Consider the following 21,558-nt stretch of genomic DNA (forward strand, 5'->3'; position numbering starts at 1 on the left):
AGCGCGATGCGCTAGCGGCGTGCGCGCGAGTCGGCCGGCACCGGCGGTACCAGCGGATCGAAGTCGGCCCAGCGGCCATCGACCCACTCGCCGTCGGCGCGCTCGACATCCTTGGCGCCGCCCTGACGCAACACGGTCGCGACCGTGTCCGCCGTGGCGGTGTCGGGGCTGGTCAGGTGCGCCGCCAGCACGACCCCTGCATTGCGCACCGGCGGCTGGCCGGTGCGGGGGTTGCGCCCGGCATGGCGCGCCAATGCCAGCGCGCCTGCGAGCGAGCCCAGGTAGGCACCGAGTCCGACCGCGAACACCAGCACCAGGATCGACAGCGGTGGCGTCGCACCGAGCGCGGCCACCAGCGCCGCGCCGATCGCGGCGCCCACGGCAGCGCCGATCAGCACCCCGCTAATGGCGCCCACGCCCGATCTGCGCGCGCCGGCGTCGGCGGCGTGGTCGCCGCCGATGGCATAGGCGGCGTGCTGCCCGGGCGGGTTCACGTAGAACAGGTTCAGGTCCTGGTCGGCAAATCCCTGCGCACGCAGCCGGCTTGCGGTGGTCTCGGCGGTGGCGAAGCTGTCGAAGCGGCCAGCGATGATGGCGGACATGGTGGCTCCTTTTCGTTCATCGATGTGTTTCGGAACCGCGGCGGGGCTGGTGGCAGCCGCGCCGCGGCGCTTGGACTCAAGGTGGACTAAAGGGGGCAGGCACACTCCTCAGCGCTTGGCCGACTTGCCCGGCTTGGCGGACTTGGCCGCAGTCCTGGCCCCGGCCTTGCCGCCGGCCGCTGCTCCGGTCTTCGCGGCAGGCTTGGCTGCGCGCTTGGTAGCGGGCTTGGTAGCGGACTTGGTAGCGGACTTGGCGGCAGGCTTGGCCGTAGCCGACCGGGTCGTGGCGGACCCCGTCGTTGCGGACCTGGTCGTGGATTTGGCAGCAGTCCGGGCCGGCGACTTCGCGGCCGGCATGTCGCCCGCCTTCGAACCCGCCTTCGCGCTGGCCTTCGCGCCCATCTTTGCAGCGGGCTTGGCCGAGCGCCCCGACTCCGCGGCAGCGCCCTTGCGCTGGCCGGCCGGCTTCGCGCCTGCGGGCTGCTCCTGGCTGCCTTCCCTGAGCTTCCAGTCGACGTCGTCGCGCGCGGTCTGCGTCTTCTTCTCGGCGTGCATGGCAGCGCTGGGCGAGATCGGATCGCTGGCCGGGAAGGTCATCTCGAGCGAATCGTCGACGGCGGCCTGGTAGGTCTTGGCTTCCTTGCCGCGCGGCCTGGTGCCCGCGGCCGGCTTGCCGGCTGCGCCCTTGCCCGCGGACGGGCCGCTGCTGCCGGCACGCGCCGATGGCGTGGCCCTGGTGGACTGCGCGGACCGCGTGGCGGTCGCGGACTTCGCCCGGGACGGCTTCTGTGCAACCTGCTCGGCCTGGGCGGACTTGCGGCTGGCGTTGGGCATGGTTGTTCCCTCCTTGGTTTAGGGTGCTTGATCCATGCAAGGGGCGGGCCAGAAATTTGTCAGCGGCCTTGCACGCAGGCAGGCGCTGCAGCGCGCGTGTGAACACTGCCATACCGTGGCGCGCGGCCACCGCGCGATGGCGCCGCGGGCAAGTGGTACGCGTAGCGTGGCGCCGGCCTGGTAAAAACTACATCGAGATCGCCGACAGACGCGCCTTCAGGCCAGGCGCATATGCCGCGGGAACCGGACCGCGATGCAGACGCTGACCTTGTCGCTGTCACAGCCGTCGCTCTCCGCGCTCAGCACGGCGCCGTGCATTTCCACCATGCGCCGCGTCAGCAGCAGTGCGCTGCTCTGCCGGGACGGCGGCTCGCCGCCCTGCGGCGGGCGGCGGCCGAAGAAGTCGGTCAGCGCCGCCAGCCGGCTGGCGCTGCGCTGCGAATCCAGCGGCGGGCTTTCGGTAATGCGCAGCTTGACGTAATCGGGCTCGCTGAACAGGTGCACACTGACCGCGCCGCCGGTGGGTGCGCGCCAGATGCAGTGCACCAGCAGATGCCGCAGCAACGGCGCCAGCCGCATGGCATCGCCGTCGATGCGGTAGGCGGCGGCATCCGCCGCGTCCGGGGCAGCGTCCGGAGCGGTCGATGGGGTCGATGGGGTCGCTGCCTCCGACCATGACGCGGAGCCGTCCGCGCTCAGCGGCGACAGCAGCACGCCGCGCGCCTCGGCCGCATGGCGCCGGTCGGCGATGGCCTGCAGCGCCAGCGTGCGCAGGTCCAGCTGCTGCCAGCGGGGCGGGGTCTCGTCGGCAAGCAGCCGCACCCCCTCTTCCATTTCCTCGATCAGCGCCAGCTGCTGCTGCATGCCCGAGCGGATGCCGTCGAGCGCGCGCTGCGCCGGCGCCGGCGTGGTATCAAAGGCGCGGTCCAGCACATAGGCCCAGCTCTGGATGGCGTTCAGCGACGAGCGCAGGTCATGCGCGGATTGCTCGATCAGCGTGCCGACTTCCTGCACGCTGCGCACCGGCTGGGGGCTGCCGCTGCCGGCCAGCTCCGCGTTCGACGCCTGCGAAGCGCGCGACCGCGCGGAATCTGGCTCGGGGGTGCCCGGCAAGCCGGACGGCGGGAGTAGCTGCGTCATGTGCAAGGCGGCCGCAGGGGCCAGGCGACAGGGCAGGCCGGATCGGCCGGGGACGTTGCCCTGCTCGGAAGCAAGAAACGTGCTGCGCGCGCCCCGCCCGGCACCGCGCACGCTGCGCATGCCCGCCATCCCCGTGGTCCCAAGCACTGGCGCACGCCGTCATCCCGTTGCGGACGGGCCCGAGTCGTTGCGCGAGGCGCGCAGCCACTCTGGCAATTCGCCACGGGCGGCATAATCTTCCAGCCGGTTGTACAAAGTCTTCAGGCTGATGCCGAGGATTTCCGCCGCGTGCTTCTTGACCCCCGCGCACTGCTCAAGCGTGGCGAAGATCAGCTGGCGGTCGGCGTCGGCCAGCGACATCCCCACCGGCACCGACACCACCGCCGCGCCCGGCGCCTGCGTGGCCGCGACCTGCAGCGGCACCTGCGCTTCGGTGATGAGGTCGTCGTCGGCCATGATGAAGGCGCGCTGCACGAAGTTGCGCAGCTCGCGCACATTGCCGGGCCATGCGTGCAGGCGCAGGCTGTCGAGCACATTGGGCGCGAAGCGGCGCTGCAAGCCCTGCTCGGCGTTGAGCTGGTCCAGCATCATGTTGGCGATCTGGATGACGTCGTCGCCGCGCGCGCGCAGCGGCGGCAGCTCCACGGGGAAGACATTGAGCCGGTGGAACAGGTCGGCGCGCAGCTTGCCGTCGGCGACCGCTTCCTCGGGGTTGCGGTTGGTGGCGGCCAGCACGCGCACGTCGGCATGGCATTCGCGGTTGGTGCCCACCCGCATGAAGGTGCCGGTCTCGAGCACCCGCAGCAGCTTGACCTGCAGCTCGGCGGGCATCTCGGTGATCTCGTCCAGGAACAGCGTGCCGCCGTCGGCGCGCTCGAAATAGCCCTTGTGCTGGCGGTCGGCGCCGGTAAAGCTGCCGCGCTCGTGGCCGAACATCTCGCTTTCGATCAGCGTGGGCGAGATCGCGCCGCAGTTGACCGCCAGGAACGGCTGGCGCCGGCGCGCCGACAGTTCGTGCACGGTCTGCGCGGCGAGCTCCTTGCCGGTGCCGCTTTCGCCGATCAGCAGCACGGTGGCCTCGGTGGGCGCCACGCGCGCGAGCTGGTCGTAGACCGCCTGCATCACCTCGGAGCTGCCCATCAGGCGCCCGAAGCGGCCATAGCGGCGCAATTCGCCCCGCAGCGAATGGATCTCGGCGCGCAGTTCGCCGGTGGTGGCGAGGCGCTTGAGCACGGTCTGCAGCCGCGCGACGTTGATGGGCTTGACCAGGTAATCGGTGGCGCCGGCGCGCAGCGCTTCCACCGCGCTCTCCACGCTGGCGTAGCCGGTGGTCAGGATCACCTCGACGCCGGACGCGCCGACCTCCTCGAACAGCTCCATGCCGTTGCCGTCGGGCAGGCGCAGGTCGGCCACGATGGCTTCCGGCATGCGCCAGCCGATCTGCAGCCGCGCTTCACGCAGCGTGCCGGCGGTGGCGGAGGTGAAGCCTTCCATGGCTACGATCTCGGCCAGGGCGGCGCATGCGTTTTCGTCGTCGTCGACAATCAGGATGTGGGGCATACGATCCGTCAGTGAGACCTAATGGGAACTCAAGGCAAACCCCCGGGCGCTGCCTTCCGCAACCGCAACGCCGACCGTCACGGGTCAGCGGAAATCCGCCGGCGCGCCTCATGCGTGGCGCATACGACGGCCATGGCAGGCACAGGGGGCTCGACCCTGACTGCGGATTCTGGTCCGCGGGGGCGGGTCCACACTGCGTAATGCCAGTCTAAGCTCGGGCAGGCACGGTCGTTGCCGGTGTCCGTCTGACACAGCTGTCGGAAGTTTCCGCGCAGGCCCGCGCCGCTATGGCAAGCCCCCACGCCAAAGGCTAGCATAGGAACTTCTCCCGGCAACCCGCCACCTGCAACCCTCGATCGGCCGATTTCGGGCCAGCAACCCGTGCCAGTGACCGCCAGCACTTCGCGGCGCAGCAACGCCGCCCCCGCCTCCAGCCACGCCGCCGGCGCCGCGCCGGCAAGCGAACCCGCGCCGCGCCGCGCCGTGCCGTCGCAGGTGTCGCTGCTGTGGGAAAGCACCGCGCCCGCGATGCAGCGCCTGCTGGCGCAGATCGAGCGCGTCGCGCCCACCGATGTCACCATGCTGGCCGTGGGCGAAAGCGGCTCGGGCAAGGAAGTGGTGGCGCGCGCGGTGCACGAACGCAGCGCCCGCCGCAACGGCCCCTTCATTGCCGTCAACTGCGGCGCGATCCAGCCCACGCTGATCGAATCCGAACTGTTCGGCCATGAAAAGGGTGGCTTTACCGGCGCCATCGAGCAGAAGGCGGGCTACTTCGAGCAGGCCCAGGGCGGCACGCTGTTTCTCGACGAAGTCACCGAGATGCCGCTGGAGATGCAGATCAAGCTGCTGCGCGTGCTGGAGGGCCGCACCTTCCACCGCGTCGGCGGCGATACGCTGATCGCCACCGACGTGCGCATCCTCGCGGCCACCAACCGCGACCCGGTGGAAGCCGTGCGCGGCGGCCAGCTGCGCGAGGACCTGCTGTACCGGCTGGCGGTGTTCCCCTTGCATATCCCGCCGCTGCGCGAGCGGCCCGATGATATCGTGCCGCTGGCACGCCACTTCCTGGCCGAGTACAACGCGATGGAGCGGACCGACAAGAGCTTCTCGGCGGGTTCGCTAGACCGCCTGGTGCGCTACGACTGGCCCGGCAATGTGCGCGAGCTGAAGAACGCGGTCTACCGAGCCTTTATCCTCGCCGACAAGGTGGTGGAGATCGGCAACCCCAACCTCGCCACGCAGGCGCCGCGCCCGACCACCGTCGACGGCGTGGTCAACGTGCGCGTCGGCACCACGCTGGCCGACACCCAGCGCGAGATCATCATGGCGACGCTGGCGCGCTTCGACGGCGACAAGCGCCAGGCCGCGCGCGCCCTCGGCATCAGCCTCAAGACGCTCTACAACCGGCTCGACGCCTACCGCTCCTTGTGAGGCGCCGCGGGGCTGGCCGGCACCGGCTCGGCCAGGGCACGCGACAGGGTCTCGATCGACAGCGGCTTGGTCAGGTGCGCATGGAAGCCGGCCTGCCGGCTGCGCCGCTGTTCTTCGGCGGTGCCGCGCCCCGACAGCGCCAGGAACTGCACCGCGCGGCCGCGCAGATCCTCGCGCAGCGCTTCCAGGACTTCATAGCCCGACATGTCGGGCATCTGCAAATCGAGCAGCACGCAGTCGGGCCGGAACGCCGCGGCCACGCCGACTGCCTGCTGGCCGCTGTGCACCGCCTTGGCCTCGTGGCCAAGCAGGGTCAGCAGTTCGGCCATGCTGTCGGCGGAATCGGTATTGTCATCGACCACCAGCACGCGCCGGCGCGGCGCCTTGCCCCGCGGCAGCGAGGCGGGCTCGGCCGGACGCGCGCTGGCGCGCGGCAGGATCACGGTGAAGGTGCTGCCCTTGCCCGCCCCAGCGCTGTCGGCCTGGATCGCGCCGCCATGCGCTTCGAGGATGGCCTTGGCCAGCGCCAGGCCGATGCCCAGCCCGCTGCGGCTGCCGGCGTCGCTCTCCTGCGCGAACAGGTTGAAGATCCGGTCCAGCGCCGCGCGCTCCAGCCCCCGGCCGGTATCTGACACCGCAGTGATCACGCGCTCCGCCTCCACGCTGACATGCACGCTGATGGTCCCCCCGCGCGGCGTGTACTTGGCGGCGTTGCTGAGCAGGTTCAGCAGCACCTGCCCGAGCCGCGCGGCATCGGCCCGCACAAAGGGCGAAACCTGCGGCAGCGCCACCACCAGTTGCTGGCCCGACGCTTCCAGCGTGGGACGGATCGCTTCCAGGCTGGTGGTGACCACGTCGTTGTAGGAGGTCGGCGTCAGTTCCATCTTCATCTTGCCGGCGGTGACGCGGCCCACGTCGAGCAGGTCGTTGACCAGCCGCTCGACCTGGCGCAGCTGGCGGTCGATGATCTCGGCGCAGCGGCGCACGCGCGGGCCGGTGTCGGGGGTCAGCACGATCACTTCGACGGCATTGCGCACCGGCGCCAGCGGGTTGCGCAGTTCGTGGGCGAGGATGGCGAGGAAGGACTGCAGCCGGCGGTTGCCGGCATCGAGCATTTCCAGCCGCAGCGCATCGCTGAGGTCGCGCGCGGTCCACAGCAGGCTTTCCGGGCAACCGGCCGCGTCGCGCACCAGCACCATGCGCGTAGCGCAGCGCACCACCGAGCCGTCCTTGCGCGCCAGCCGTTCTTCGCCGGCCCACTGCCCGCAGGCCCGCGCCGCTTCCAGCGCTGCCTGCGGCCGGCCCGCGGCGGCATCCTGGCGGGTATAGAGCCAGGCCAGGGGCTGGCCCGCCGCCTCCTCGGCGGTGTGGCCGGCAAGCGCGCGCGCGCCGGCGTTCCAGCTGCGGATGGTGCCGTCGAGCGAGAGTTCGCAGACCGCGGTGCAGGGCAGGTTCTCGGCCAGCAGGCGCAGCTTGTCGGCGGCCAGGCGCGCGTGGTCGGCGGCGGCCTGCTGCACCGTGGTGTCGCGGCACGACACGATAAAGCCGGCGCCCGATGCGCCCTCGGCAAGCACGCCTGCTCCGGCTGGCGCAGCGGCGGGCGCGTCGGCGGCGTCGATGCGCCGCAGCTCGCAGCTGGCATGCAGCAGGCTGCCGTCGCGGCGCACGCGCCAGCCTTCGTCGCGCGCCTGGCCGGCGTGCGCGGCCGCAGCGAGCCATTGCTGCGGCAGGCCGGCGGCAACGTCCTCGGGACGGTGCAGCCGCGACAGGTGGCTGCCGGCAATCTCCGCGGCGCTGTAGCCGAACAGCCGGCGCGCCGGTTCGGGCCACGCCACGATCACGCCGTGCGCGTCGAGCTCGAACACCGCGCAGTCCTGCACCGCGTCGAGCAGGCGGCGATAGCGCTGCGCCAGTTGCGCAGCTTCATCGTCCGGCGACAGGCTGCCGGAGGTTTCCAGGGGGATCGCGCGAACTTCGGTTGCCGCTTGCAGCCCGGACATGAGGATCGTGGGTAGAGGTTCGGAAGTCAGGAGGTTGGGAGCTTGGGTCGAGGCCGGCCCGGCCGGCGCGGCACGCAGCCACCGGCCCGGGTGCCGCGACACAGGCCCAAATGCCCGCGAGTGCGGGCATTCCAGTCAATGATAGGCGCTCGCGGCCCATGCGCCACCCGATATGGCGGCGCAGCGTGCGCAGTACGCGTTGTGGAGGCAGGGAATTGGCGGCCCGCCGCACGCATGCCCTCCCGGGCAGCGCGCGGCGTGGGCGCAGGTGGACGCTAGCGACGCCGCAGCTGGACCATCGCCGCGACGGCGGCCGAGGCCCCGACCACCAGCGCGGTGGTCAGCATGGGGTAGCGCGCGGTGGTGGTGTACGGGCAGGAATGCAGCGCGGCGTGAGCGCCGGTGCGCTCCTGCAGGCCGCTGCCGCTGCCGTAGAGCGCGTTGTCCTCGAGCGGGCCGGCCGGATGGCGGGTCTGCTGCGCGCGGCCCATGAAGCGGCGCATGAAGCGGTCGAAGGTGTGCGGCGCATGGTACGCGGCGGCCGAGAAGGCCTTGGCCGCGGCGCCGACGAACAGCTCGCGGCGCGGATTTTCCGCGGCGAACAGGATCGCGTCGGCGGCCAGGGCCGGGTCGTACAGCGGCGGCGGCAGGCGCGGCTCGACATCGAGGAAGTTCTTGGCGTGCATCGCCAGCGGCGTTTCCAGGCCGGCGGGCTTGATCAGCGTCACGCTGACCGGCGCCTGCTCCTGTTCCAGCTCCAGCCGCAGCGAATCGGTGAAGCCCTTGATCGCATGCTGCGAGGCCGAATAGGCGCTCTGCAGCGGCATCGGGCCGTCGGCGGCCTCGCTGCCCATGTTGATAATGGCGCCGCCATGCTCGCGCAGGTGCGCCGCGGCCGCCAGCGAGCCATGCACGGTGCCCCAGTAGTTGGTGTCGAACAGCCGCCGCTGGTCTTCCAGCGGCACGTCGCAATGGCGCCCGAAGATGGTCACGCCGGCGTTGTTGATCCAGGTGTCGAAGCCGCCGAAGCGCTCGATCGCGGCATGCGCCACCTTGCCGACTTCATCGTGCCGGCCGACATCCGCGACCACGGTGATCACTTCGGTGCCCTGCTCGCGCAGTTCTTCCGCCAGCTGGTGCAGCGACCCCTCGCTGCGCGCCACCAGCACCAGGCGTGCGCCCTGCTGCGCCGCCTTGCGCGCGGTGACCAGCCCAACGCCGCTGCTGGCGCCGGTCAGCACAATGACCTGCGAGCTGATTCTCTTCAAGGTGGGTTTCATCTGCCGCTTCCTCCAGTGGGGAGGCCCGGCCCGACGCCGGGCGTATCGGTGCAAAGTCGCAAGGAGCGTTCCCGTTGCGGATCCGCCATGAGCGCGGCGGCGGGGCATGACGTCCACGGCAGATTTACAACCCCTGGTAAGAACCACATGGCGCCGGGGGCGCATCCCTCCTGGCTATGCGCGCGACCCGGTATGTAGGACGGGCGCCGATTTCAGCGCGGCCATGTGCTGCCTAAGCTGGATGCATCCACGCAACCGGCGACCGCCATGGCCAAGACCACTTCGCAGGACTCGCGCGCGCCGCGCGCCGCTGGCAAGCGCGCGACGAAGCCTGCCGCGGGGACGGGCAGCAAGCCCGCCAAGACGACCTCGGCGAAGCCCGCCACCAGGCGGGCCGCAAGCGTTCGCCCAGAGGCACGGGCTACAGGCACGCCGGCGGCGCTCGAAAAATACCGCGGCATGCGCGACTTCGGCGCCACGCCCGAGCCCAGCGGTGCTGCCGCCCGCGCCGCGCCGCGCAAGCGCGCCGCGGCGTTGTCGTTCGTGATCCAGAAGCATGCGGCGCGGCGGCTGCACTACGATTTCAGGCTGGAACTGGGCGGCACGCTGAAGAGCTGGGCCGTGCCCAAGGGGCCTAGCCTGGATCCCGCCGACAAGCGCATGGCGGTCCATGTGGAAGACCATCCGATGGACTACGCCGGCTTCGAGGGCGTGATCCCCGCCGGGCACTATGGCGCCGGCACGGTGATCGTCTGGGACCGCGGCACCTGGGTTCCGGTGGGCGACCCCGAGGCCGGCTACCGCAGCGGCAAGCTCAAGTTCGAACTGCGCGGCGAAAAGCTGCACGGGCACTGGACCCTGGTGCGCATGCACGGCAGTCGGCAGAAGGAGCAGGACGCGTGGCTGCTGATCAAGGAACGCGACGACGCCGCGGTGCCGGCATCGGAGTTCGACGTGGTCGAAGCCCTGCCAGACAGCGTGCTGGGCGGCACGCAGCGCAAGCCCGCGGCCAAACGCGCCGGCGCCGCCAAGGCGTCCGAGGCAGGCCCGGCGGCCGAAGCCGCTGCGCCGGCAGCGCATGATGCCATCCGCACGCTGAAGCCGCCGCCCGGCGCAACGCGTGCGGCGCTGCCGCTGGCGCTGGCGCCGCAACTGGCGACGCTGGTCGAGAAACCGCCGCCCGACGCCGCGGCCTGGCGCTACGAGATCAAGTTCGACGGCTACCGGCTGCTGGCGCGCGTCGACGGCAAGGACGTGCGGCTGTTCACGCGCCAGGGCCATGACTGGACCGGCAAGCTGCGCGCGCTGGCGCGCGATGTCGGCGCGCTGGGCCTGCCCGACGGCTGGCTCGACGGCGAGATCGTCGTGCTCGGCAAGCGCGGCGAGACCGATTTCCAGGCTTTGCAGAATGCCTTCGATACCTCGCGCGTCGAAGCCATCCAGTACTTTGTCTTCGACCTGCCCTACTTCGCCGGCCATGACCTGCGCAAGGTTCCGCTGGTGGAGCGCCGCGCGCTGCTGCGCCGGCTCTTCGAACACAACGCCTCGCCGCGCCTGCAGTTCAGCGAGGAGTTCGAAGCCAGTGCCGGCGACATGCTGGACGCGGCGTGCCGCATGAAGCTGGAAGGCGTGATCGGCAAGCGTGTCGACTCCGGCTACGTCAGCGCGCGCAGCAATACGTGGATCAAGCTCAAATGCACCTTGCGCCAGGAATTCGTGGTGGCGGGCTTTACCGATCCCAAGGGCAGCCGCAATGGCATTGGCTCGCTGCTGCTGGGCGTGCACGACAGCGGCGGGCGCCTGCGCTATGCGGGCAATGTCGGCACCGGCTTTGACACCCGCACGCTGGACGAGCTGCGTGCGCAACTGGATGCGCTGCGTGCCGATGCCTCGCCGTTTCACACAGTGCCGGCCGGCGTGCGCGGGCATTGGGTCAAGCCCAGGCTGGTGGCCGAGGTCTCGTTCGGCAGCTGGACCCGCGAAGGCCGGGTGCGCCATGCGGTGTTCCATGGCCTGCGCACCGACAAGCCCGCCGGCGCGGTCTCGGTGGAGCAGCCGGCGGCGCCCGCGGGCAAAGGCAAGGCGGCAGCCACGACGCAGGACAAGCCGGCAAGCAAGCCTGCGCCCAAATCCAAGGCCGGCGCGGCCAGGCGCCAGACCGCGGTGGACGGCAAGGTCTCGATCAGCAACGCCGGGCGTGTGATCGATGCCGAGTCGGGCCTGACCAAGGGCGAACTGGTGCGCTACTACGAGCGCGCCGCGCCGCTGATGCTGCCGCACCTGCGCGGGCGGCCGATCGCGATGGTGCGCGCGCCGTCAGGCGTGGGCGGCGAGCAGTTCTTCCAGCGCCACAGTGACACGCTGCGCGTGGACGGCCTCAACGTGCTGGACCCCGGACTGTGGCCGGGACATCCCGCACTGCTGGAGATTGCCTCGGCCGAGGCGCTGGTCGCGGCCGCGCAGCTCAACGTGGTGGAGTTCCATACCTGGAACGCAAGCAAGCGCAGCATCGACCGGCCCAACCGCATCATCTTCGACCTCGACCCCGGCGAGGGCGTGCCCTGGGACCAGGTGCAGGAGGCGGCCGCGCTGATGAAGGCGTTGCTGGACGAGCTGGGGCTGGCCAGTTTCCTCAAGACCAGCGGCGGCAAGGGCCTGCACGTGGTGGTGCCGGTGACGCCGCGCGCGGGCTGGGACGAGCTGAAGGACTTCGCGCGCGACGTGGTGCTGCACGTGGCCGCGACGCTGCCGCAGCGCTTCGTCGCCAAGAGCGGCGCGCGCAATCGGGTCGGCAAGATTTTCATCGATTACCTGCGCAACGGCATGGGCGCCACCACGGTGGCGGCATTCTCGGCGCGCGCGCGGCCCGGGCTGGGCGTGTCGATTCCGGTGGCGTGGGAGGAACTTGACACGCTGACCAGCGCCGCGCAATGGACCGTCGCCAACGTCGAAGCACGGCTGGACGCGCTCGAAGCGGCCGACCCGTGGGCGGACTACGCCGGCACCCGGCAGGCCATCACGCACGCCGCGGCACGCCTGGCGCGCGCCGGATAGCGCCTGCACCGGGGCTGTCGTGGCCCGCGGCCGGCGGCACATTTCTTGCCCCTTGGTCACGAGTGTGTCCCGGCGATATCCATGTTGCGCATCACGCCAGGACGGCAAAACCCCACGGAGACAGACCATGGCCCCACTCAAGATTCTCGCGAACCTGCGCGCCGCCGGCACCACCGGCGCGGCCCCGCGCAACCGCCGCGGCCTGCGCCGCCTGCTGGTGTCCTGCGCCATGCTGTCCTGCGCGGCCGCACCGGTGCAGGCCAAGCTGCCCGCGCCAACGCCCGAGCAGCAGCAGGCAGCCGAAGCCAAGAAGGCCAAGGAAGCCGAAACCGCCAAGCAGCAAGCCGATGCGCTGGCCGTGGTGCAGGACCGCATTGCCGCGCGCTTTGGCAAGGGCGGCACCGATTACAAGGGCTGGACCGAACCGGGCAAGATCCCGCAGAAGGCCGCCGAAGCGCCGCGCTCCACCGGCCCGCAAGGCGGCACCTCGCCCAGCGCCGAGGCCCACAGCGGCGAGGCGGCGCGCCGCTAGCCCCGGACGCTACCCCCGCCACCCCGCGCTTTTCCCTAACCGCGACGTTGCCAAGCCGGCACGCGTCTTGCCACTGCGAAGCGGAACGGCCCGCGCAAAAACTCTGCGGCTATGTTGACGATCAAGGGGACGGCGATGATCTGGGGGATGGGAGCTTGCAAAATTTTCAAAGGCAGTACGCGCCACCGTGGTAAGCCTTACACACGACCAGCGGGGAACGGCGCGCTTTTACACGGCGGTGCCACGCCGTGCTGCCGGCCATTGCGGGCGTGCGCCGCTGCGCCGCTCAGTGTGAAGCCATGAAGCCGCAAGTCGACCGCGCCCCGCTGATCCTGAACGTAGAGGATCGTGAAGGGCCGCGCTACGTCAAGAGCCGCATCCTCCATCGCGGCGGCTTTTCCGTGATCGAGGCCGTCACCGGCCATTCGGCGCTGTCGCTGGTGCGCCAGCACGGGCCCTCACTGGTGCTGCTGTCGGCAAGGCTGCCCGATATCAGCGGCCTGGAAGTGTGCCGTCTGCTGAAAGAAGACCCGCAGACCGCGCGCACGCTGGTGCTGCTGACGTCCCCCGGGCTGGCCCAGTCGCGCCAGCGCGTGGAAGCGCTGAACTGCGGCGCCGACGGCTATCTGGTGGAGCCCGCCGAACCCGAGGAACTGCTGTCCAGCATCCAGGCATTGCTGCGGCTGCGCGGTGCCGAGGACGCCTACCACCGCACCTCGCGCGCGCTGCACGAGCATGAGGACATGTTCCGCCAGCTCGCCGAATCGCTGGCCGACGTGGTGTGGATCCTCGATCCGTCGACGCGGCGGCTGCTGTTTGCCAGTTCATCGCTGGCGGCAGTGTGCGGCTACTCGGCCGAGCAGCTGATGGACGACCCGCGCCTGTGCCTGGAACGCGTGGCGCCGGCCGACCGCGCGCGCGTAGAAACCGCCGTAGAGCGCATGCTGCGCGACGGCAGCATGGATATCGAATTCGGCCTGGTCCTGCCCGGCGGCGAGCCGCGCGAAGTCCGCGCGCGCGCCTTTCCCATGCGCAGCCATGGCGGCGCGGACGACACCGAAGGCACGCACGCTGCTGCGGGCAGTCCGCCGCCGCGCATTGCCGGGATCTGCCAGGACGTGACGCTGCAGAACCGCGCCGGGCGCACATTGCGCGACGAGGAACGGCGCAAGGACCAGTTCCTGGCGATGCTGGCGCATGAGCTGCGCAACCCGCTGGCGCCGCTGCGCAGCGCCGCCGACCTGCTGCAGCAGATGGCGCCCACCCGCGAAGACATGTTCCGCGCGCGCGACATCATTGGCCGGCAGGTGCATCATCTGACCCGGCTGGTCGACGAGCTGCTCGATATCTCGCGCTTCAACCAGGGCCGCATCACGCTGCGGCAAGACCTGGTGGAGCTGCGCACCGCGCTCAATACCGCGGTGGAAGCGGTGCGCCCGGTGCTCGACGCCTACCGGCACACGCTGCGGCTGTCGTTGCCCGAGCAGCCGCTGCCGGTGCGCGGCGACCTGGTGCGCCTGACGCAGATCTTCAGCAACCTGCTGCAGAACGCGGCCGCGTACACCCCGGCCGGCGGCGTGATCTCGGTCGAAGCCGGCTTCGACGACAGCGCGCCGGAGACCGTGCCGGATGCGGTCTCGGGCGGGCAGGTCATGGTTCGCGTGCGCGACAACGGCACCGGCCTGTCCGCGGCGCTGCAGCGGCAACTGTTCGATCCGCTGGCCCCGTCCGACCCGGCCAGGGAGAACGATGCTCCGACGGAGACGCATCACAGCGCCTTCCCGCATGACGGGCCGGGCATCGGCCTGACGCTGGTGCAAAAGCTGGTGCAGCTGCACGGCGGCACCATTCGTGCCTTCAGCGCCGGCCCCGGCCAGGGCAGCACCTTCACCGTGACGCTGCCGGTCGAGCCGTGGCAGAACTGGCATCCCGGCTCCGGCAAGGCCGGTCCGCGGCGCAGCGTGCCGCGCCGCATCCTGGTGGTGGACGACAACGTCGACGCGCTCGAGGCCATGACGATGGCGCTGCAGGCGATGGGGCATACCGTGGTGACCGCGCCCGACGGCCCCAGCGCGCTGGCGCGCGCAAGCGACGCGCGCCCGGACCTGGTGCTGCTGGACCTGGGCATGCCGGCCATGGACGGCTTTGAAACCGTGCGACGGCTGCGCGCGCTGCCCGAACTGCGCGGCGCCAAACTGGTCGCGCTGACCGGCTTCGGCCAGCCCGAGGACCGCCGCCGCGCCCTGGAGGCGGGGTTCGACCAGCACCTGGTCAAGCCCGCCGACCTGGACGCGCTGACGCGGCTGCTGGACGAACTGGACGCGGAGCGCGCCTAGCGCCAGGCTTGCGCCAGCCGAAGCCTGGAACCGTGCCTTGAACAAGGAGCTATCCGTGCATACCACGCCCGATCCCGACATCCCGCCCCGCGAGCCCGAAGTCCCGCCGCCGGAGCCGCCGCCCGGTCCGCCCCAACCCGTGGAAGACCCGCCTCCGGGCGACATGCCGCCACCGCCGCCGCAACGTGCCGGCAATCGTGGCAAAGGAGCGATCAAGTGTCCCGCATCATCTGGAAAGGCGCCATTGCCTTCGGCCTCGTCAACATCCCTGTCGTCCTTCGCCCCGCGTCGCGCAGCCAGTCGCTAGACCTGGACCTGCTGGACGTGCGCGACATGGCCCCGGTGGGCTACCAGCGCATCAACAAGAGCACCGGCAAGCCGGTCGACAAGGAGCATATCGTCAAGGGCTACCAGTACGCCAAGGACGAGTACGTGCTGCTCAACGAGGAAGATTTCCGCCGGGCCAATGTCGAGGCCACGCAGACCGTGGACATCGTCAGCTTTGTCGATGCCGAGAGCATTCCGCCGTACTACTTCGACACCCCGTACTACCTCGAGCCCGACAAGCGCGGCGAGCGCGGCTATGCGCTGCTGCACGAAACCATGCGCCGCACCGGCAAGGCCGCGCTGGCGCTGGTGGTGCTGCGCGCGCGCCAGCACCTGGCGGCAATGCTGGTGCACGACGACGCGCTGGTGTTGAACACCATGCGCTTCGCCGACGAGGTACTGCCGATCTCCGAACTGAGCCTGCCGAAGGCCGCCACCGGCAAGGCCACCGGCGCGCGTGCCAAAGAAATCGAGATGGCGAGCAAGTTGGTCGAAGACATGAGCGAGGACTGGGCCCCGGAGCAATACCGCGACACCTATCGCGACGACCTGATGACGCGCATCGAGGAAAAGATCGAGTCCGGCAAGACCCACCAGCTAACCCCGCCTGCGGAAGAGGAAGAAGCGCCGCGCCAGGGTGCCAAGGTCATCGACATGGTGGCGCTGCTGCGCCAGAGCCTGGGCAAGCGCGGCAAGGGCAAGCAGGAAGACGAGAGCGAGGCCGAGACAGAGACCGAAACCGAAGCCGAGCCCGCACGCCGCAAGGCTACCGCGCGGCACGCCGCCGCACGCAAGCAGACCGCCGCCAAACGGACCAGCGCCACACCGGCCAAGCGCACCCGCAGCACCAGCTCAAAAACCGCCAGCGCCAAGCGCGCCGCCAAGAGCGAATCGCACGCGCCAGCCGCGCGCAAGAGCGCCGGCACGACCAGCAGGAAGCGCGCGGCCTGATCCGTTTCTACGGACTCAAACGTGCCGCTTGGGTACTCCCTCTCCCGCTCGCGGGAGAGGGCCGGGGTGAGGGCCAGCGTCTCAACAAAGTTCCACCCGTCGAGTTTCCACCGCCCCCCTCACCGCGTCGACACCTTCAAATTGTCATTCACCGACGTCACCCCCTCGACGCTGCGAATCGTCTTCAACGCAAGGTCATGCTGCTGCTGGGTCGGCACCGTGCCGCTGACCTCCACCGCGCCCTGCTGCGTCGTCACACGAATGCCGGTGGACTTGAGGTCCTTGGTGCCGAGCAGCCGGGTCTTGATCTTCGTGGTGATGGCGCTGTCCTCGATGCTCTGCTTGGCCTGATTGACGCCCGTCACCGCGCTGCTGTCCGGATCGGGCCGCCCGGGCATGCCAGGCGCCGAGTTGACCGGTGCCACCGGCGCATCGTCGGTCGCAACGAAGATCAGCCCGCTCTTGTCGAGCGCCAGCGCGCTACCGGCAGCCGCAGCCAGCGCCACGGCGCAGGCCATGCGCACGGGGCGCGCGGTGGTTCGGGAAAATCGCATGGCTTCCTCCTTGACGGTCCAGCGCCCCGCGGCCGGGCTGGCACACGGCGCCACTGGCAAGGCATTTTTCAGCAAGCTCCATACCCACCATAGCGGACCGGGCGGTGCCCGCGGCAGCGGGCCGGATGCTGTGTAAAACGGGCCACGCGTTGTAAAAGCGCCGCGGCGCGCGCGTGGCGCATCGCGCGCATCGCGCCGGCCCAGGCGGCGTGGCGGCGCTGTCGCGCTTGGCATGGCGATTGCGAAGCAAGGTCTGCGGCAGTTCGCCGCGTCAAGGAGCTAGCAATGGGACAGCAGCAACAGCCGGGTCAATCGCAGTCGGGCCAATCGCAATCTGGCCAGAAGCAGCAGGAACAATCGCAAACTGGCCAACGCGGCAGCCAGCAGCAACCGGGACAACAAGGCGGCGGGCAGATGGGTGACAAGGACCGCATGCAGGACCAACAACAGCAGCAGGACCGCGGCAGCTCGCAGCCCGGCCAGCAAGGCGGCCAACGCAGCGGCCAGCAAAGCGGCCAGGGTGGGCAGGGTGGCCAGCAGGGCGGGCAAGGCGGACAAGGCGGACAACGCCAGCAATAACCCCAGCCGCTACAACCAGGCAGCTATCCGGGTATGTGCGTGAGCAACATGCGGTGCTGACGCAGGGGCATACGCCGGAGATTGGCAGGCCGGAACCCTGAACGGGGCTCCGGCCCTTTTTACGGGTGGGGCGCGGCGGCGCGTAGCGCGCGCAGGTCGCCGCCATCCCGTGTATGCTGGCCCTGGCCCAATCCCTTTTCCTTCCAGGCAGTTCCAGCCTTGTCCAGCGTCACTGACCCCGCCCCGGGCAGCGCCACGCCACAGCGCCGCGGCCCGCTGCATCAGCTCTCCGCAAGACTGCGGGAGCAGGCCGGTGCGCACGTGCGCGCGCTGACCCGCAGCAATTCGGGACTGCGCCTGGACTATGACAACCCGCCCGGCGACCCCGGCCTGTTCGGCCCCGAAGCGGTCTGCTGGCGCGTGCATGCGGATTTCCCGGCGATGCTGGCCGGCGGCGTCAGCGCGCTGCTGCTGCAGACCTTGCATCCGCTGGCGCTGGCGGGAGTATGGGACCACTCCAGTTTTCGCACCGACATGCAGGGCCGCCTGGGCCGCACCGCGCAGTTCATCGCCGGCACCACCTATGGCAGCCGCGCCGACGCCATGGCGCTGATCGAACGCGTGCGGCGCATCCATACCGGCGTGTCCGGCATCGCGCCGGACGGACGGCCCTACGCGGCATCGGACCCCGCGCTGCTGACCTGGGTGCACGTGGCCGAGGTCTCGAGCTTCCTGGCGGGATACCTGCGCTATGTCGGGCCGCTCGGCGCTGCCGCGCAGGACCGCTATTACGCCGAGGTGGCCCGCATCGCGCAGTTGCTCGGCGCGGCCGAGGTGCCGCGCTCACGCGCCGAAGTGGACGCCTACCTCGAGTCCATGCGGCCCGCGCTGCTGGCCAGCGAGCGTACCCGCGAAGTGGTGCGCCTGGTCAGGAAGATGCCGGTGGCCAATCCGTTGCTGCAGCCGGCGGTCAGCATCATGGCCGACGCGGGCATCGCGCTGCTGCCGCCATGGGCGCGCCGCCAGCTCGACCTGGACGGGCCCTCGATCCGCCGCTCCGCGGCGCTGGCCGGCATGCACGTGCTGGCGCCGGCACTGCGGTGGGCCCTGGGCGCGGGCCTGGCCGCGCGGGCCCGGCGACGCGTGGCGCGCGGCATGGACGCTCAGACCGGCTGAGGGATTAAGCCCGGACGGGCCGCGAACGGCGTGCGCATACCCGACACGGGCCGATCAGCGAACGCTTCTTGGTTGCAAAGCGGAATTAGCGCCGGAATCCCCCGCATTTCAGGGAATCGGACGCCGGGGAAGTGGCGTTAAATGTGGCTCGGCATTCCGAACGGCCGGTCGGGTTATTCGACCGCCCGGCCACAGCGCCGCAGAGCGCGATTCAAACGACGCGGGCAAAAAAGAAGCCCACGCGCGGGGTGCTCGTAGGCTTTCCAGGACTGCTCGAGCCAAACAGCTCTTGTTACGAATATAAACGCGCTTACATGAGGTGTAAATCCCGCTTCTATCAGGGGATTCCCCTAGCGCGAAACGCACGCCGTTGCGTACTTCTGGCATTTTTGCCCCTGAAATCATTTTCAGGCTACTTCTTGCAGAGGCTGGCAAATCCCCGCCAGCCCAATGCCCGCCTGGCCTTGCCGGCCAGGCGGGCGCCTCGGCACGCTCGTCCATGGCGAGATCCGCTACCTCAATACATAGAGAAAGGCAACAACATTAGTAGAGCGTTGACTCTAGATCATGCGTGCCGTGCCGTCCGTCAACGTTTGTAAAACTTTGTTACTCTCACCCCTGAAGTATTCCCCTTCTCTTCTGGCAGCGCCAACCGCCGGCCATTGCACGACATTCCGGGGCCCGCACGCAGGGTCGGGTCTCGGCGCAATCCAGGCGGCCAGTCCGGTCGCCGTTACCGAGAGCGGATGTTTCCCCTGCCGCCCAGGCCGTGCCGCACCCCAAGCCGCCGGCCAACGGACCGTTATCAGCCGCCAGAACCCTTGCGGGCTCTTCCGGAGTCGTTGTGAAGAAGAAGGAAATCCGGCCCAAGCAACCCAGCCGACGGCAACTGCAGTCCCAGCAATTCGCCGCGTACCGCATCACCCAGTCCCCGGTGATCGTGCACTTGTCCAACGGCGCCCGGCTGCACGGGCTGGTGCTGGCCGCCGACGATTTCGTGCTGCTGCTCGGCCGGCAACCGGACGACATCCAGCCCACCGTGGTCTACAAGCGCGCCATCTGCCTGGTCACGCCGGCCGACGCGCCGGAGGTAATAGGGGTTGCGCCGGAAACGGTGGCTGCGCCGGATTTCGTGCCGCTCTATATTCCGCGCACGCGCAAGCGCCGCTAGGCCGGCGCACGGACTGCCCCCTTCCCGCATTTGCCCCCCGTCGCCATACGGCGCCGGATTGCGCTTTCCCCGCCCAGCCGGCACCCCGCGAAACTATCGCGGAGATCACTCTAAACCTTTGCCTTGCCCGGTCGATAACCCAAGCAACGGAGGCACTCTACGCCCTGCAAAGCAGGCCGCCAACGTTACGGCACTAGCCGGAATGCCCAAAACTTTGCATATAGGAGTCGTACCATGGCGCAAGTCATTAACACCAATTCGTTGTCTCTGATGACTCAGAACAACATGAACGCTTCGCAATCGTCGCTGAACACGGCGATCCAGCGCCTGTCGTCGGGCCTGCGCATCAACAGCGCCAAGGACGACGCCGCCGGCCAGGCGATTGCGAACCGCTTCACCGCCAACATCCGCGGCCTGACGCAAGCCCAGCGCAACGCCAACGACGGCATCTCGCTGGCGCAGACCACCGAAGGCGCGCTGACCGAAGTCAACAACAACCTGCAGCGTATCCGTGAACTGAGCGTGCAGGCCGCCAACGGCTCGAACTCGGCTTCGGACCTGAAGTCGATCCAGGACGAAATCTCGCAACGCCTGTCGGAAATCGACCGCACCTCGCAGCAGACCGACTTCAACGGCGTGAAGGTGCTGTCCGCCAACGCCAAGCCGCTGACCATCCAGGTCGGCGCCAACGACGGCGAGACCATCACCATCGACCTGAAGCAGATCGATTCGACCACGCTGGGCCTGAAGGGCTTCAGCCTGAGCAGCAACGCCCTGAACGTCAGCGAAGCCATCACGCAGACCAACGTTGCCGCCACCCCGACCGCCGTGGACCTGTCGTCGGCCGCCACCTCGCTGGGCGTTGCGGCCAGCAGCCTGAGCCTGCACAACGTGAAGGACGCCACCGGTGCCGCCACCGCCAACTACGTGGTCAAGTCGGGCGACGACTTCTACGCGGCTTCGGTCGACGATGCCACGGGTGATGTCGTGCTGAACGTGGCCGACCTCGAGTTCACCGACCCGAGCAACGGCGTGACGACCGCTACTGCGCTGGCCAACCAACTGGTCAAGGTAGGCGTCGACAGCGCCGGTACCGTGACCGCGTTCGCCACGGTGCAAGGCCGCAACTTCGCCGTCGGCGCTGGTGCGCTGGCCAACGGCGGCGCCACGCCGACCGACTTCGACAACACCGGCACCGACATCGTCCTGAGCGGCGCTGGCGCCTCGGCTGAATTCGCCGGCGCGTCGAGCGTCGACCCGCTGAAGAAGCTGGACGCCGCGCTGAAGATCGTTGACGACCTGCGCAGCTCGCTGGGTGCCGTGCAGAACCGCTTCGACTCGACCATCGCCAACCTGGGCACGACCGTGACCAACCTGTCCTCGTCGCGCTCGCGCATCCAGGACGCAGACTACGCCACGGAAGTGTCGAACATGACCCGCGCGCAGATCCTGCAACAGGCTGGCACCTCGGTCCTGTCGCAAGCCAACCAGACCACGCAGAGCGTGCTGTCGCTGCTGCGTTAATCGCATCCGCAGACTGGCATACGAGGCTGGGCCGCAAGGCCCGGCCTTTTTGCCAGGGCAGCCGGAACGCGCTGGAGCGTTTCGCAGGCAGACCGCTGCCTGCCAAGCGTTTCAACCTGAACCCGCCACACGCCAACGGAGCCGAGCATGGCGCTTCCCCCTACCGTGAAACCGACCGCAGTGCGCCTGCCGTCCGAGGTGCCGGCCCCCGGCGCGATGGCGCCCCCCGCACGCGCCGGCTTGCACGCGCCGGAGAAAGACACTGCGCGCGCCCCGGCGCAAGCCGTCGCCGCATCCGCCGCGATCGGGGAGCTGGTGGAAGCGTTCAAGACCACCTCGATCGGCCTGCGCTTCGAGATCGACGAGGCCACGCACCGTGTCGTCACCAAGGTGATCGACAAGGAAACCGGCGACCTGATCCGGCAGATGCCCACCGATGAGGTGCTGCGCATCGCCCGCGCCATCGACAAGCTGCAGGGGCTGTTCGTCAGCCAGGCGGCCTGAGAC

17 protein-coding genes are annotated in these 21,558 nt (G+C 69.7%); 9 read left to right on the forward strand and 8 right to left on the reverse strand.

Annotation, left to right across the window (positions count from 1 at the left end):
- Positions 1–11: 11 nt before the first annotated feature.
- From ACEI37_RS04725 to ACEI37_RS04740, 4 genes are all read right to left on the reverse strand, one after another.
- Positions 12–602, reverse strand: a complete 591-nt coding sequence (locus tag ACEI37_RS04725) for a hypothetical protein (RefSeq protein ID WP_373377570.1) — start codon at positions 600–602, stop codon at positions 12–14.
- A 108-nt stretch (positions 603–710) separates the two neighbouring features.
- On the reverse strand, positions 711–1,436 hold the full coding sequence (locus ACEI37_RS04730; RefSeq protein WP_373377571.1) for a hypothetical protein: 726 nt from the start codon (positions 1,434–1,436) through the stop codon (positions 711–713).
- Between the two features lie 216 nt (positions 1,437–1,652).
- Positions 1,653–2,576, reverse strand: a complete 924-nt coding sequence (locus tag ACEI37_RS04735) for a sensor histidine kinase (protein ID WP_373377572.1) — start codon at positions 2,574–2,576, stop codon at positions 1,653–1,655.
- Between the two features lie 159 nt (positions 2,577–2,735).
- Positions 2,736–4,136: a sigma-54 dependent transcriptional regulator gene (locus tag ACEI37_RS04740; protein ID WP_092314495.1), complete on the reverse strand. Its 1,401-nt coding sequence runs from the start codon at positions 4,134–4,136 to the stop codon at positions 2,736–2,738.
- Between the two features lie 381 nt (positions 4,137–4,517).
- Here ACEI37_RS04740 and ACEI37_RS04745 point away from each other — a divergent pair, with 381 nt between their 5' ends.
- A complete protein-coding gene (locus tag ACEI37_RS04745) occupies positions 4,518–5,567 on the forward strand; it encodes a sigma-54 interaction domain-containing protein (RefSeq protein ID WP_373377573.1) in 1,050 nt (349 codons plus the stop codon).
- On the opposite strand, the gene ACEI37_RS04750 is transcribed toward ACEI37_RS04745, so the two are convergent.
- Complete coding sequence (locus ACEI37_RS04750) at positions 5,552–7,567, reverse strand: ATP-binding protein (protein ID WP_373377574.1); 2,016 nt, start codon at positions 7,565–7,567, stop codon at positions 5,552–5,554. The genes ACEI37_RS04745 and ACEI37_RS04750 overlap by 16 nt on opposite strands.
- 275 nt (positions 7,568–7,842) lie before the next feature.
- Positions 7,843–8,847: an SDR family oxidoreductase gene (locus ACEI37_RS04755; RefSeq protein ID WP_373377575.1), complete on the reverse strand. Its 1,005-nt coding sequence runs from the start codon at positions 8,845–8,847 to the stop codon at positions 7,843–7,845.
- A gap of 267 nt (positions 8,848–9,114) precedes the next feature.
- Between ACEI37_RS04755 and ligD the strand changes: the two genes are divergently transcribed.
- The 4 genes from ligD to ACEI37_RS04775 all read left to right on the forward strand — a co-directional run bounded on the left by ligD (position 9,115) and on the right by ACEI37_RS04775 (position 16,047).
- Positions 9,115–11,901 carry a DNA ligase D gene (gene ligD, locus ACEI37_RS04760; RefSeq protein WP_373377576.1) on the forward strand — a complete coding sequence of 929 codons (2,787 nt, stop codon included), beginning with the start codon at positions 9,115–9,117 and terminating at the stop codon, positions 11,899–11,901.
- 127 nt (positions 11,902–12,028) lie between these two features.
- On the forward strand, positions 12,029–12,433 hold the full coding sequence (locus tag ACEI37_RS04765; protein ID WP_373377577.1) for a hypothetical protein: 405 nt from the start codon (positions 12,029–12,031) through the stop codon (positions 12,431–12,433).
- Positions 12,434–12,732: 299 nt separating this feature from the next.
- Positions 12,733–14,769 carry a response regulator gene (locus tag ACEI37_RS04770; protein ID WP_373377578.1) on the forward strand — a complete coding sequence of 679 codons (2,037 nt, stop codon included), beginning with the start codon at positions 12,733–12,735 and terminating at the stop codon, positions 14,767–14,769.
- 216 nt (positions 14,770–14,985) lie between these two features.
- Positions 14,986–16,047 carry a Ku protein gene (locus ACEI37_RS04775; RefSeq protein ID WP_373377579.1) on the forward strand — a complete coding sequence of 354 codons (1,062 nt, stop codon included), beginning with the start codon at positions 14,986–14,988 and terminating at the stop codon, positions 16,045–16,047.
- Between the two features lie 119 nt (positions 16,048–16,166).
- Here the strand turns inward: ACEI37_RS04775 and ACEI37_RS04780 are convergent, their stop codons facing one another.
- On the reverse strand, positions 16,167–16,601 hold the full coding sequence (locus ACEI37_RS04780; RefSeq protein WP_373377580.1) for a BON domain-containing protein: 435 nt from the start codon (positions 16,599–16,601) through the stop codon (positions 16,167–16,169).
- 279 nt (positions 16,602–16,880) lie between these two features.
- Positions 16,881–17,159 carry a hypothetical protein gene (locus ACEI37_RS04785; protein WP_373377581.1) on the reverse strand — a complete coding sequence of 93 codons (279 nt, stop codon included), beginning with the start codon at positions 17,157–17,159 and terminating at the stop codon, positions 16,881–16,883.
- Between the two features lie 240 nt (positions 17,160–17,399).
- Between ACEI37_RS04785 and ACEI37_RS04790 the strand changes: the two genes are divergently transcribed.
- The 4 genes from ACEI37_RS04790 to ACEI37_RS04805 all read left to right on the forward strand — a co-directional run bounded on the left by ACEI37_RS04790 (position 17,400) and on the right by ACEI37_RS04805 (position 21,555).
- Positions 17,400–18,356: an oxygenase MpaB family protein gene (locus tag ACEI37_RS04790; protein ID WP_373377582.1), complete on the forward strand. Its 957-nt coding sequence runs from the start codon at positions 17,400–17,402 to the stop codon at positions 18,354–18,356.
- Positions 18,357–19,200: 844 nt separating this feature from the next.
- Complete coding sequence (locus ACEI37_RS04795) at positions 19,201–19,527, forward strand: RNA chaperone Hfq (protein WP_373377583.1); 327 nt, start codon at positions 19,201–19,203, stop codon at positions 19,525–19,527.
- 234 nt (positions 19,528–19,761) lie between these two features.
- Complete coding sequence (locus ACEI37_RS04800) at positions 19,762–21,051, forward strand: FliC/FljB family flagellin (RefSeq protein WP_116297019.1); 1,290 nt, start codon at positions 19,762–19,764, stop codon at positions 21,049–21,051.
- 147 nt (positions 21,052–21,198) lie between these two features.
- Complete coding sequence (locus ACEI37_RS04805) at positions 21,199–21,555, forward strand: flagellar protein FlaG (RefSeq protein ID WP_373377584.1); 357 nt, start codon at positions 21,199–21,201, stop codon at positions 21,553–21,555.
- The last annotated feature ends 3 nt before the right edge of the window (positions 21,556–21,558 follow it).

The organism is Cupriavidus nantongensis (assembly GCF_041726985.1).
Taxonomy (GTDB): Bacteria; Pseudomonadota; Gammaproteobacteria; order Burkholderiales; family Burkholderiaceae; genus Cupriavidus; species Cupriavidus nantongensis_A.

Coding starts and splice junctions, on each gene's coding strand:
- ACEI37_RS04725 (WP_373377570.1), bottom strand. CDS start 602: ATGTCCGCCATCATCGCTGGCCGCTTCGACAGCTTCGCCACCGCCGAG.
- ACEI37_RS04730 (WP_373377571.1), bottom strand. CDS start 1,436: ATGCCCAACGCCAGCCGCAAGTCCGCCCAGGCCGAGCAGGTTGCACAG.
- ACEI37_RS04735 (WP_373377572.1), bottom strand. CDS start 2,576: ATGACGCAGCTACTCCCGCCGTCCGGCTTGCCGGGCACCCCCGAGCCA.
- ACEI37_RS04740 (WP_092314495.1), bottom strand. CDS start 4,136: ATGCCCCACATCCTGATTGTCGACGACGACGAAAACGCATGCGCCGCC.
- ACEI37_RS04750 (WP_373377574.1), bottom strand. CDS start 7,567: ATGTCCGGGCTGCAAGCGGCAACCGAAGTTCGCGCGATCCCCCTGGAA.
- ACEI37_RS04755 (WP_373377575.1), bottom strand. CDS start 8,847: ATGAAACCCACCTTGAAGAGAATCAGCTCGCAGGTCATTGTGCTGACC.
- ligD (WP_373377576.1), top strand. CDS start 9,115: ATGGCCAAGACCACTTCGCAGGACTCGCGCGCGCCGCGCGCCGCTGGC.
- ACEI37_RS04765 (WP_373377577.1), top strand. CDS start 12,029: ATGGCCCCACTCAAGATTCTCGCGAACCTGCGCGCCGCCGGCACCACC.
- ACEI37_RS04770 (WP_373377578.1), top strand. CDS start 12,733: ATGAAGCCGCAAGTCGACCGCGCCCCGCTGATCCTGAACGTAGAGGAT.
- ACEI37_RS04780 (WP_373377580.1), bottom strand. CDS start 16,601: ATGCGATTTTCCCGAACCACCGCGCGCCCCGTGCGCATGGCCTGCGCC.
- ACEI37_RS04800 (WP_116297019.1), top strand. CDS start 19,762: ATGGCGCAAGTCATTAACACCAATTCGTTGTCTCTGATGACTCAGAAC.
- ACEI37_RS04805 (WP_373377584.1), top strand. CDS start 21,199: ATGGCGCTTCCCCCTACCGTGAAACCGACCGCAGTGCGCCTGCCGTCC.